Annotated in this window: 9 protein-coding genes; 3 read left to right on the top strand and 6 right to left on the bottom strand. The window is 56.6% G+C overall.

The window, feature by feature from the left end; translation table 11 throughout:
• Positions 1–268: 268 nt before the first annotated feature.
• The 3 genes from glmS to HRF49_05550 all read left to right on the top strand — a co-directional run bounded on the left by glmS (position 269) and on the right by HRF49_05550 (position 4,203).
• Positions 269–2,098, top strand: coding sequence for a glutamine--fructose-6-phosphate transaminase (isomerizing) (gene glmS / locus HRF49_05560; GenBank protein MEP0814115.1), 1,830 nt, complete (start codon positions 269–271; stop codon positions 2,096–2,098).
• A 62-nt stretch (positions 2,099–2,160) separates the two neighbouring features.
• The gene (locus HRF49_05555) at positions 2,161–2,811 is read left to right on the top strand and encodes a hypothetical protein (GenBank protein ID MEP0814114.1); all 651 of its coding nucleotides are present in this window, start codon (positions 2,161–2,163) and stop codon (positions 2,809–2,811) included.
• Between the two features lie 39 nt (positions 2,812–2,850).
• A complete protein-coding gene (locus HRF49_05550) occupies positions 2,851–4,203 on the top strand; it encodes an MFS transporter (GenBank protein MEP0814113.1) in 1,353 nt (450 codons plus the stop codon).
• 265 nt (positions 4,204–4,468) lie between these two features.
• Here the strand turns inward: HRF49_05550 and HRF49_05545 are convergent, their stop codons facing one another.
• The 6 genes from HRF49_05545 to HRF49_05520 form a co-directional block, all read right to left on the bottom strand.
• The gene (locus HRF49_05545) at positions 4,469–5,191 is read right to left on the bottom strand and encodes an SDR family NAD(P)-dependent oxidoreductase (protein ID MEP0814112.1); all 723 of its coding nucleotides are present in this window, start codon (positions 5,189–5,191) and stop codon (positions 4,469–4,471) included.
• Positions 5,192–5,261: 70 nt separating this feature from the next.
• Positions 5,262–6,704, bottom strand: a complete 1,443-nt coding sequence (locus HRF49_05540; GenBank protein ID MEP0814111.1) for an RtcB family protein — start codon at positions 6,702–6,704, stop codon at positions 5,262–5,264.
• A 65-nt stretch (positions 6,705–6,769) separates the two neighbouring features.
• The gene (locus HRF49_05535; protein MEP0814110.1) at positions 6,770–7,348 is read right to left on the bottom strand and encodes a hypothetical protein; all 579 of its coding nucleotides are present in this window, start codon (positions 7,346–7,348) and stop codon (positions 6,770–6,772) included.
• A gap of 8 nt (positions 7,349–7,356) precedes the next feature.
• Positions 7,357–7,668: a hypothetical protein gene (locus tag HRF49_05530; GenBank protein MEP0814109.1), complete on the bottom strand. Its 312-nt coding sequence runs from the start codon at positions 7,666–7,668 to the stop codon at positions 7,357–7,359.
• 112 nt (positions 7,669–7,780) lie between these two features.
• Entirely contained in the window at positions 7,781–10,297 is a 2,517-nt protein-coding gene (locus tag HRF49_05525; GenBank protein MEP0814108.1) for an N-6 DNA methylase, read from the bottom strand.
• Positions 10,298–10,431: 134 nt separating this feature from the next.
• Positions 10,432–12,627: a glycosyltransferase gene (locus HRF49_05520; protein ID MEP0814107.1), complete on the bottom strand. Its 2,196-nt coding sequence runs from the start codon at positions 12,625–12,627 to the stop codon at positions 10,432–10,434.
• Between the last annotated feature and the right edge of the window lie 233 nt (positions 12,628–12,860).

The raw sequence follows: 12,860 nt of genomic DNA, 5'->3' as shown, positions 1-12,860 counted from the left end.
CCGTCGGCGCGTTTACATCGATGATTTCGCTCGGCGGCACGCCCGCGATCGCGTACTTCGACGACACGAACGACGCGCTCAAATTCGCCAGGCTGTATTAACCGGGGCGCCCGAATCGCAAATTTGCGGCCGGTGCAATCCGGACGCCCGAAAGCGCGCGCCCGCGCATCCGCGAATTTGCTTCGAGCAATGGTCTGCAAACGCGCCGGACTTTGCGGAATCCGCATGAAAGGTTTAAAATTTCCGTCTGCCTTCCCGGAGGTGGGCTATGTGCGGAATCGTGGGGATTGTCCGTACCGAGGACGTGACCGGCGCCCTGATTCAGGGCTTGAAGTTTCTGGAATACCGCGGCTACGACAGCGCGGGAATCGCGGTCGCCAACGGCGGCGGGATTGACATCGAGCGCAGCCAGGGCAAGATCGCGATGCTGGAAGAGCTGTTGGCGAAGCGCCCGCTTCACGGCAGCGCGGGAATCGCGCATACGCGATGGGCGACCCACGGCGTACCCTCGGTAAACAATGCGCACCCGCACATTGATTACACCGGCAATTTCTGCGTCGTCCACAACGGGATAATCGAAAACTATCTTTCGCTGAAAGAAAAGCTTCGGGCGGAAGGGGTGGAGTTTTCGAGCGACACCGACACAGAGGTGATAAGCCACCTGATCGGCCACTTCAGCGAAAGAGGCGCGGGGTTTCGCGATGCGGTGATGCAGACCTGCCGGCTGCTAGTGGGCAGCTTCGCAATAGCCGTGCTTTCGAACAAGGACAAGGGCACGATAATCGCGGCGCGCAACCAAACTCCGCTGTGCGTCGGTATCGGCAAGGGCGAACATTTCGTCGCAAGCGACGTCACCGCTTTTCTCCAGCACACGAAGGATGTAGCGTACTTGGATGATGGCGAAATGGCAGTGGTAACGCTCGACAAGGCGGAGTATTATCGGATAGAGGACGGCGCGCGCGTCGAGAAAAAAATCGAGCACATCACCTGGAACGTGGAAGAAGCACAAAAAGCGGGCTATCCGCATTACATGCTGAAGGAGATTCACCAGCAGCCGAACATCTTGGTGGATGTGCTTCGCGGCAGGTTCAAGGTTCACGAGGACAGGCTGCATATGCCCGAAGTCGAGGAATTTTTCACATCGGACATCAACCACGTGAGCATAATCGCCTGCGGGACGAGCTGGCATGCGGGGCTTGTGGCCAAGTTCATTTTGGAGGAAATCGCGCGCATCCACACGACCGTGGACTACGCAAGCGAGTTCCGCTACCGCACTCCGATGGTGGACGAGGGTACGGTGACGCTGGCGATCTCTCAATCGGGGGAAACCGCCGATACGCTCGCCGCGGTGCGCATGGTCGAAAAAATGGGCCGAAAGGCGATGGGCATCTGCAACGTCGTCGGAAGCTCGATAGCGCGAAGTTGCGGGCTGACGCTGTACACCCAGGCCGGGCCGGAGATCAGCGTCGCCTCAACCAAGGCGTTCACGAGCCAGCTCGCGACCGTATACCTGCTCGCCATAAAAATCGCGGAAATGCGCGGGGTGCTCGACCGCGAAAAGTTCCATCATTATTTGAGAGAGCTCCGCGCGCTGCCGCGCAAACTTTCCGAGGTGCTTTCAAACACCGAGGAGCTCAAACGCTGGGCGAAGATGTTTCACAAGAAGCGCAACTTCCTGTTCCTCGGACGCGGCGTCAACTATCCCGTCGCGCTTGAAGGCGCGCTGAAGCTGAAGGAAATAAGTTACATTCATGCGGAAGGTTATCCCGCGGGCGAAATGAAGCACGGGCCCATCGCCCTTATTGACGACGATTTTCCGACGGTGGTCGTTGCGCCTGCGAGCGCGACGTTCGAGAAAGTGAAAGCGAACCTCGAAGAGGTGCTGGCCCGCGAGGGCGACGTACTGGTCGTCACGAACAGGCCGGACGAATTCAAACGCTATACGCCGTTTGTGTTCGCGATTCCCGACGTGGACGAGCTTTTCAGCCCGATTCTCACGACCGCGCCTCTTCAGCTTTTCGCGTATTACACGGCGCTGCGCCGAGGCTGCAGCATAGACCAACCAAGAAATCTTGCAAAAAGCGTGGTGGTTGAGTGATGAAACGCCGGATCCGGAAACACATTACGGCGTTGTGCCTTGTTCCCTTGGCGGCCCTATTGATGCTGAGTTTCGGTTGCAACAGACCGGCGGGGGAATCGGGAGGTGCGGATTCATCCGCCGCCGCAGACAAGGAAACGGAAGGCCGGATAGTGGAAATCCCGGATGTAAGGATGGCCAAGGAGATATCCGACGATCTCAAAATGCTCATCCTGGACGATCCGTTCGGAAAGGGCATTGGACTTAGGGACACACTTGAAACCGTTCTCTCCAAACTGCTGCCCGGAGAATCGGCCAATAATTACAGAAACGAGTCCAATATCCTTTGGGAAGTCAGGCTGGAAAACGTCACTTGGAAAAAAGCGCCCGACGCCGGCGATCCGCAAAACCTTTTCGTGGTTTACGGAACGTTCGGCGCCACCAAAAACGCCGTCAACCAAATTTTGGCGCAGATCGACAAGCCGGATGCGCCGGAGCATGGCAGTTTTGAATTCATCGGAAAGCTGACCGAGAAATCCACCCTTCGGGACATCGAAGAAATTTTCGGCCAAGGTTACATCAACCCGTCTCCCGACAATACGGCGCTTAGAATTTCCTATGTGATCAAGATCAATCCTCCGGACGAGCCGGGACGAACGCACGCCGTTTCACTCAATTTTCTGGTGAACAACGACGGCGGCAATATCCGCATGGTGCAGCTCCTGCGCAAATAATCATCGAATGGAAAACGAACTGCCGCGGGGCGGCCGCAAATGATCGCGAAGGCGCTTAACCTGTACAAATCGCTCGGAATACTCCGGCCCGCGGACATGCCGCTGATCGCGCGCTACACGTTCCGGCGCCACATCGCGGCCGCGGTCATAGACGGCTTCCTATTGGGCGGATTCATCAACGCGCTCGCGGACATGGTGCTAAAGCGCGCTCTTTCCGCCACGGACTTTCAGATAGCGCTCTTCACGATGCTCGCGCCCATCGCGATGGTGTTCTCGATGCACTGGGCGAGCTACATCAAGGGCAGGGACAAGGGGCCGTTTTTCCTCATCGCGGGCGTTTTCGGGCGGCTCGTGCTATTGCTCATGCTCTTCTGCCATACGGCGTCGTACTACATCGCGATAATGGGCGTTTACTGGCTTTTCAACACGCTTCTCATTCCCACGATGAACAACATCGTCCAGAACAACTACCCGGCGCACCTGCGCGGCCAGATTTTCGGAACCGTCGCCGCGGTGGGGATGGCCGCGAGCCTGCCGATGGCGGTGCTGTCGGGCAAGCTCCTCGAATACGACGAAAACGTTTTCCGCTGGGCGTTCGCGCTTGCGGGCGTGATCGGGTTTTTCAGCGTGCTTATTTTAAAGAGCATCCGCATCAGGCACCGCCCTGTCGCCGAGGGCGAGGTCTGCCCGCTTCCGGAGCGCCCGGCGTACTTCGAGCATTACCGCTACGCGCACGTGCTTGCGTTTCTGGACCGCGCGGCGGTCGCGCCGGTGAAGGAAACCATCAAGCTTTTCGCGGACAATCCGCTTTACGCCAAATTCGAAGCGGCGTTCATGATTTACGGATTCGGGTTCATGGTGATTCTTCCGGCGCTTCCCAAGTGGTTCGACGAAGTGCTCAAGATGCGCTACGACGACATCAGCCTCGCTCGCACCGTCGCGGCCGGAGTTTGCATGATTCTGTTCTCGCAGCTTATGGGCAAGCTGATGGACCGCACGAATCCCATCAAGTTCTGCGCGTACACGTTCGCGGTGCTCGTGCTGTATCCGCTTTTCATCGTTCTCATCCCATCGCAGTTCGGAGTGTACGCCGGGTTCGTCGCGTTCGGGATCGGAATGGTGGGCGTCAACCTGGCATGGAACCTGTCCTCGATTTACTTCGCGGGCGACTCCGAAGTTAGCCAGTTCATGGGCGCGCACGCGACGCTTGTGGGATTCCGCGGGACGCTCGGCCCGCTTATCGGATTCATCGTTATGAGGTACTTCCCGATATCGGTCGTGTTTTATTTATCCGCGGCGTTCTTCGCGCTGGCGAGCATCCAGATGACGCGTCTGCACCGCGAGAACAGGCGAAAGGAACGCGCGGCGGCGGCCGCGCAGGCGGCGGCGTGAGGGTGGGGAATGCTTTGCAATCTCAAGCCTCCCCTTGTACCACGGTGTACAAATCCACATGCTTCGTCCGAGCGCGTGCCTCCGCAGTCCAGAATGAGGTAATTTTGCTCCTTTTCGGCGGCCTAATGGGGTTCGCCAAGCGGGATTTCTATGGGTGCCCGCGGAAACGACGCCTGTCACGTATCGTTCGATTGGTAATTAGTATTTAGGTATTAAAATAACTAAATAACGAAATAACTAATAAACTAAGCCACTCGGCAACCATTCAACTTCTTTTCGGCTTCATCGGGCGCATCTCGACTTTGCTTACCAGCGTCCGCGCGCTCGTGCCGATAATCAAATCCCGCACCACCTGCGCAACGTCCCGCGCCGACTGGCGCCATGAATTGTCCTCCGAGGGCGAGCTGTGGCCGAACGAGGTCTCCACGCTGCCCGGGCAGACGTAACTGACCGCGATGTTGCGCTGGCGCACCTCCAGCATCAGACACTCCGAGAACCCGTTCAGCGCATGCTTGCTCGCGCAGTACGCGCCGCCGCGGGCGAAAGTGTTCTGCCCGGCGAGCGACGAGATGTTGATTATGTACCCGCCGCCGCGCGCCTCCATCATCGGCACCGCGCCGCGGCACATGTAGAATACGCCGTACAGGTTCGTCCGCATCACGCTGTCGAAATCCTCGTCCGTCATGTTTTCGACCTCGACGAACCTGCCGATTCCCGCGTTGTTGACGAGGATGTCCAGCCCGCCGAACTCGCTTTTCGCCGCGGCCAGCACGCGCTCGCACACCGCGCGGTTTCCGATGTCCCCCGCGACGGTCGCGACGCGTCCGCCCATCGCGCGGATTGCCTCCGCGCTTTTTTCCAGGTCGTCCTCCCCGCGCGCGTTCATTACGATTTTGGCGGATTCCTCCGCGAGTATCTTTGCGCACTCGAAGCCGATTCCCTTCGATGAGCCAGTGACAATCGCAACTTTATCGAGAAGTCTGGTCATTTTCATCTCCGAATTTATTCGGGAGTGCGCCGGCTTGCCGACGCGTTACTGCGTCTCCCGCGCCACAATACTACCCCTTCAGCACCGCGAGAGGTTTAAGCCTCGCAACTTTTTCGGCCAGCCCCGCGCCGACGACCGCTTCGGTGACCAGGTCTATGTCCTTGTACGCCTGCGGCGCCTCCTCCTTGGCGAACCGCATGTCCGCCGCGATAAGGTGAATCCCGCGCATCGCCGCCGCGAACTCCGCGTCGGTCACCGCTTCCTCGCGCGCCGTGCGTCCGCTTCTGGACTTGCCGCGCGCCGCCGCGCGCGACAGCCTGCGCCCCGCTCCGTGGTTGACGCTCGCGTACGCCGCGCCGCCCTCGTCGCATCCCGCCATCACGTAACTGGCGGTGCCCATGCTTCCGGGGACGAGCACCGGCTGGCCGGTGGCTGCGAAAACGCCGTCCTTCATTCGCGCCGCGGTGAAGGCGCGCGCCGCGCCCTTGCGGTGGATGAGCAGCCGCTCGCATCCGTGCCCCTCGAACTTGGCGATGTTGTGCGCGAAGTCGTACACAAACCGCAGGCGCACGCCCGGATAAATCTCCCACAGCGCTTCCCGTACGAGCAGCGCAATCACCTGCCGGTTGATGAACGCGAAGTTCGCCGCCGCGTTCATCGCCGAGATATATTCCCGCGCTTCGGGCTCGTCCAGCCGGAAATACGGCAGCTCCCGCCCGACGGATTTGCGCCCGTCTTTGGCCGCGAGTACGCGGCCCAGCGCCATGTAATCGTCGCCCACCTGGTGGCCGAGGCCGCGGCTGCCGCTGTGGATCATCACGCAAAGCCCGCCTTCGCGAAGCCCCCACGCGTCCGCAAGATTTCCGTCGTACACGATTTCGACATACTGGATTTCGATGAAGTGATTGCCGCCGCCGAGCGTTCCGATTTGCGTGCGCCCGCGATCCAGGGCGAACTCGCTGCAAAAATCGGGATCCGCGGCGAGTTTTCCGCCGTCCTCGATGCGCTCCGTTTCCCCGCCGAACCTGTCCGCGTGCGAAACCGCGTCCGCAAGCCCGGGAATTTCGATTTCGTCCAGCGCCGGTACTCCGCCCGCGATGAGCCGCTTGAACTTCTTCGCATCCAGCTTGAAATTGTCCTTCCCTTCGCCGAGCGGAACGCGGCGCGCGATCGCCTTCGCCAGCGCGGGCGCGTCGATATCCGCCGAGCGCAATTCCGGCGGCGCGGCGAGAAGCCGCATCCCGCAGTTTATGTCGTATCCGACCGCCGCCGGGCAGACGATTCCGTCCGCCGCCATCACGCAGCCGATGGGCACGCCGTACCCCACGTGGATGTCGGGCATCCCGACCACGCCGCGCACTCCGGGCAGCGCGGCCGCGTCCGCAAGCTGGACGAGCGCGTCGGGCTCCGGGCGCTGGCGCGGATGGGAATAAAGCCGCGGCGCGACGCCCGTGTCCGGATCTGCCGGAAGGACCGTCAGGAATTTAGATTGCTCGCCGCCGGGCACAAACAAATACTACCCGACGGCGGCCGCGGGCGCGCGACTGCGCATCCCGCAAACAACCGCCGTCGGAGTGATCAAGATTCCGCGGCCGGCCCCTTGAAAATCAAATCGAGACTTTCATCGGAAAAAAGCTGTTCGAGAAAAGCGGCGTATAATTCGTCCTTATCCTGCTCCTTAACAGCATTGACCGCCGCTGCAAGCTGCTCCTTGCAGCCGTCGCGATTTCTGTCCGCCAGGGTTAGCGCGAGCCGCGCCGTCGGCCTCGGCTCGCCTTTGCCTACCGCCATAGTGCTTAGCGAAACCGTAAGCTCGAAATCACCGCGAATCGCCGCGCACCACATGGAAGTGGCGATAGCAACTCGCGTTTTGCAATCAGGGAAGGTTGCAGGTTCGTCGGAATTTTCAAAACCTGTCAGGGCGTCGATAAACGCGCCCCAAGCATCTTCATCGCGCGTTAGCAAATAGTGCCAAGCACAATAATACGTTAGGTAGTTTAAGTATTCGGGTCCCTGGCATTCGTAGCGCCATTCCTGGATAATGGCATAAAGCTGAGGGGGATTGCATTCATGAATTGCCTTCATCGCTTGAAAATGAGTCATATCACGAAGAGTCCCACATCGAGCCATTTTGGCCTCAGGAAGCTCTACAAACACCCGCATAACTATACCTCGATTTGAAATCCGACAAAAGCGTCAGATACTTTTCCAAGCGTGGCGCTGGGAGGAGGCCCTGGGGGCGGCATTTCGCCGTTCAAGTTCATTGGAGGGAAGGGAGGAGTTATTTGCCTTCTTGAATAGTCCTTGCCGAAGCCTGAAGCCGATACGCCGATTAGCGCCTCGTTTACTTCCTTAATCCAAGCGTTCCAGTTGTGCCCTGTGCTTGCCACCGGATCGCTTGCAGAATGTCCGTTTTCAGCAAAAACATAGTTGCCGAGCGCGTTCATGTTCTCTGTTGTAAGAATGTAAACTGCCATCCTAATCCTCCGAAAATGAAAATTTGACGGCATGCGGACATGCCAAGCTCATTATAGCATGTGCTTGTCAAGGTCTACGGAATGCCGGAATGCCCTGGAATGCCTTGCCAAGCTAAAGTGTCAAGTGCCCCAGTTCCTGACTGAGGTGATGTATGTCCTCCTGGCCTTTCCACATCATTTCAAAGGCCACTTGCAACTTTGTGGAGATTTTGGCCCTTTCGTCTGCATCTACCGCTACAGGTAAAAGCAGCTCCCTCCAGCGATCGCCGATATTTGGTAATGTAGTGTCAACAAGGATTTTATTTGGTAGTTGCAATTGCGTCAGCTCATGCGAAAGAAGGTACAAAAGATAATAAGGATTAATGCCAAATTCATTGTTTGTATCAGTCACGCGAAAAACATGAATCTCACGCGTCAACAGCACTTTCGTATCCAAGGGCGATACCAATGCGACGTTTCCAATTCTGTAACTACCCCTCCTAACAAACAAGACATCCTTTTCTCTAAGGTCAACGCCCCTACCCTTTGTTGCTTCGTAAACGTGATTTGGAACAAGTGAGGTTGGATTCTTGTAGACTGACCAATTAACAATATCGGCAACTCGAACATATGCCACTTCCCCCTTCCCTTTATATTTTGCTTCCGGTGAGCCATGTCCAGGAAAATTTTTAATAACACCAGATTCGCATAACTGAGCCATTGAAACAAGCATATACCCACGCCGTTCCGCCTCGCTCTTCAATTGTTCCATATTTCGCATCCAATAGTATCTGGGAACGTAGATGTTGTCTTTTATCTCATCGGGCGATATTTCAAAAGTGTAATCTCGGGAACCATTATAATCGAATCTCAATTCCTTTCGAATCTCAATCATGTCATCCCATATTTGAGAAGTATACTTGCATGTGTTTGGGTCATATCTAAATAATTGACGTCCCAGGTGGTCATGTCCCATCTCCTCAGCAACACCCATTTTGATTTTGCATGTTTGTGGTCTGTCTTTCTCAAGAATAATTAACGCAGTTTTGGCGTTATTGTACGGACGAAATGTATTATGGGGTAAATCTATAATAGCAATAATATTGTTTCCATTTTTAATATAATCCAATACATATCTGCATTTCGGAGCATGCAAATACGTTTCGGGCAAAATTATAGCCAAACGTCCACCACTTTTTAGCATCTGAAGACAACGCTCAACAAACAATATTTGAGGCTCCGTTTTTTTGTATTTGCTTGTTTTCAAATATGCATTACCCTGCTTTTTCCAAGTATGGCCCAGGTCAAAGTGCTTTGATTCCGAATCAATGACTTTGATTTTTGCTCCGAATGGCGGGTTTGTTAATATAACATCAAACAATTTAAATTCGCCATCTTCATTGACAAAAAGGTCCCTAGCCCTGCCTTTGAATTCACTAGCATTATGTAGGCTGTTTTGCTGAACAATTCGGCCACGCCCATCTCCAATGATTGCCATATAAGCCTTGGAAATTTTAACCAAATCAATCTCTTTATCGATCCCGAATATGTGCCTTTCGGCAACCTGGCGTTTAATAATTTCGAAATCGGGAGAATTGCGATACTTTTTTGAATTTTCCATTTGGCGCCATATGTGCTCAAGGGTATAAATTAGGAAACCTCCGCTTCCACATGCTGGGTCAAGTATGTCCTCTTCTGGTTTTGGATTCACAATTTGAACAGCAGTTTTAACAACTTCGCGCGGCGTGAAAAACTCCCCCTTTTCGCCAACCAGTTTGCTTTCCGCAAAAACCTCAAAAGCGTCACCGACAACATCCTTGTCGGTTTTAAGCAGACTGAACGGTTGGAGTTCTCCCACAACGTAGGCTACACTTTCGTCGTCAAGACCAATTTTTTCCCCTTCTTCAAATACGCCATCCCCTGCAAGTTCTTTTTTTACCTCTTCAAATAGTTCCACAATCCTTTTCTTTACTTTATTGGGTTGCTCATTGAATTCTACGCGAAACTTTGGTGCGCTTTCGGGATAATACTTTTCATCCCATATTTTGCAAAACAATAATCTAATCATTTCATTTCCAAGCTTTTCACGGCGGCTAATATTGGTATTGGAATAGAGAGTCTTAAGAAGGCGGTTGAAAATCAAGCGCAGGTTACTTGGCGGCTGCAAATCATCCTTTGTTAGAGTACCAATTCTTTCAATAGATTCCCCTTGCTTTGGAATTTGATGTAATGCATTGTCGGATACTATACCGGTTTGGGGATCGCGGTACAAATAGGCAATTTCATTGCCGTTAGTCCAAACCCCCCAGATTGCAGAGGTTGCGGACATATAGCTTTTCAGCTGCCCTATTCCTGTGTTTTTGCTTGGAGATTTGAACTCGGCTATGCCTAAAATGTGCAGATGTTGGTCTCTTTCATTTGGAGAGGTGGACTTGTAGATGACAAGGTCTGCCCTTTCAATTCGGTTTTTGCGGCTATTCGAGTTTCCTCGTTGGATATAAACCTCAATGTCCATTTGCTCCTTGCTGTAATCATAATCCCTATGCAGTACCATTTCATATTCCTGGCGAACGCGTTCTTCGGGCTTGCGCAAGTCTATGGGCTTGCCGGTAGCCCAATCTTTGCTCTGGTAGTTTTCAGATTGATTCATGATAAGAAAACTCATATGGCAAAGGGTCATTGCAATGCTTTATGGTAAGCAATGAAGGCGCCTAAGCCATTTTGATTGTAAGCTTAAATCTGCAATCAAATGTTGTAAGACGGCATGCGGACATGCCAAACACATTATATCACGCGTTTGTCAATAGGCGCGCGACATTCCCACAGGGGCAGCCGCATAAGCCTTGCGTACGCCCTGCCCAGCGCGTTGGCCAGCGACGCAGCGGGGCCGTACTCCCGGCGCAGCAGCCCGGACGAAAGCCAGGGCAGGATCTCGCGGTCGGTAGTTTTGCGCGCGCGCTGGAAAATTCTGCGCTGGCGGGCGACCGCACGAATGTTCGTGAGGAAAAACCAGTCAACCGCAAGCATCGGCTCGCCGAGCTGCCAGTAAACGAGCCCCGCAAGGTGCAGCAAAAGCCAGTCAAGCGCGAGGAGCGGCAGCATTTTGACAACGGTGGCTCGCTCGGGAAAGAGCAATAGGTTCAAAACGCGGTTGCGGTGGCGCAGGTATGTGACCAGTCCCTTCGGGAGTGTGAGGACGGTTGCGCTGACGCGGTGCGCGGCGCGCGCGTCCACAGCGCGCTCGACCGCGCGCCCCGCCATCCGAAGCCGCCATCCCAGCGACACGTCTTCGCTGTAAAGCAGGTAAAAATCCGAAAGCACCGAGCCGCCGCCCGCGCCGAGCCGCCAGGGAAGCGACTCGCGCACGGCCTCGACCGCCTCTTTGTCGAGCAGACAGTTCCCGCCGCTCGGATAAAAGCTCCGTGCCTCGCTTCCGAACGCGCCGGGCACGATGCGCCCAAGCAGGTTAAGCGCGTGGTTGGGGGAGGGGGCGCGGTACTCCTCCTCCATAAGCCCGGAGACGGCGGCGGCGCCGGTTTCTTCCATCCGCGCGACGAGCGCCGAAAGCCAGCCCGGCTCCGGCACCGCGTCGTTGTTGATCATCGCGACCAGTTCGCCTTGCGCCGCGTCGAACGCCCGGTTTATCCCCCCGGCGAATCCCGCGTTTTCCGCCAGCCGGATGCCGCGTACGCGCGGGAATTCCTTTTCAAGCGCGGACAACTCGTCGTCCACGCTGCCGTTGTCCAGAAGGACGACTTCGAAGTCGGGATAAGTCTGCTCGGCGAGGCCGCGCAGGCACTCGCGCGTCATCTCGAGCCCGTTGTAATTCAATACGAGGACGGACACGCGCGGCGGGCGCCTGCCGCTCCAAGGAGACGCGAGGTATCTCTCCGTGCGGACGCCCGCGTCCAGAAATTGCGAAAACAGCGGGGGGGGCGTGCGCAACGGAGGAAGTGTAAGAGCCAGATAAAAGTCTTCGGGCGACGGCGGAGGTTTCGTAAGTTCGCGCGGGCGCAACCCGAACCGCGGCGTAAAGATGACTTGCTGCTGCTTTCCGCCTGCAAGCGCGGCCTTGCGCGTCGATTCGACATGCCCGCGCCTGACCAGCGCGCCGCGCCTTGCGGCGAAATATTTCGGTATCGCCAAAAGCAGATACGGCCTGCGCAAAACGGAGAGAGCGTGCCAGCACTCGTACGCGGCTATTTGAAAGATATGCCGCGCCCGCTCCGGCGCGGTGTCGCACTTGAGCATCATCAGGTAGCGGTTCTTTTCGGCCTCGATGCGCACCGCGCGGCCCGTCCTCGCGCCGCTGCCGTGCCCGTGATGGTAGGCGACCGCGTCCGGCGCGAACCTGCAGCGCCATCCCGCGATTCGGGCGCGCCAGTCCAGATCCACGTCCTCGTAGTAGCTGCCGAAGTCGTGATCGAACACCTCGCCTTTGAAAGAGATCTCGTCCAGCATCGCGCGCCGGTACAGGCAGGCGCACGCGCTCGCGCCGAACAAATCCACAGCCTCGGCGAACCGGCCGCCGTCGGCTTCGCCCGAGCCGCGGTGCGCGGCGGTGCGGTCGGGCCGGAAAAGATGTCCCGCGGTGTCTATCCTGTCGCGGTAAACCGCGTGCATAACTTTGAACGCGACCTGGCCGATGTCCGGCGCGGATTCCATAACGGCGACCGCGGCGGAAATCGCGCCCGGCGCAAGGTACGCGTCGCAGTTGAGCAGCGTCACGTATTCGCCGTGCGACGCCGCGATGCCGCGGTTGTTGGCAGCCGCGAATCCTTCGTTTTCCGCGTTCTCGATGAGTTTGTCGATGCGGCGTGACCGCCAGTCGGCTGCCACGAATCCCGGCGAGCCGTTGTTGACGAGAATCACTTCAAGCGGCGAGTAGTCTTGCTCCGCAATGGAATCCAGGCACGCGGCAAGGAACCTCTCGGTGTTCCAGTTAACGAGTACGACTGAAACGAGCGGCCGCCCGGACACGGGGGTATTGTAGCGATTCGGCCGCGCGGTAGGGAACGCCGCCGCGAAGCCGCAATTCGACTGCGCGGATGTCCGCGCCCTTAGGCATTCAACCGGAATGCAGCCAGCCGCAATCAGGGATACGCCGATAAACTAATACAGCCTGGCGAATTTGAGCGCGTCGTTCGTGTCGTCGAAGTACGCGATCGCGGGCGTGCCGCCGAGCGAAATCATCGATGTAAACGCGCCGACGG

The organism is bacterium, from assembly GCA_039961635.1.
Lineage (GTDB): Bacteria > 4484-113 > 4484-113 > JAGGVC01 > JAGGVC01 > JABRWB01.
The sequence above is the reverse complement of the archived record's forward strand: the minus strand, read 5'-3'. Positions and strand labels throughout refer to the sequence as shown.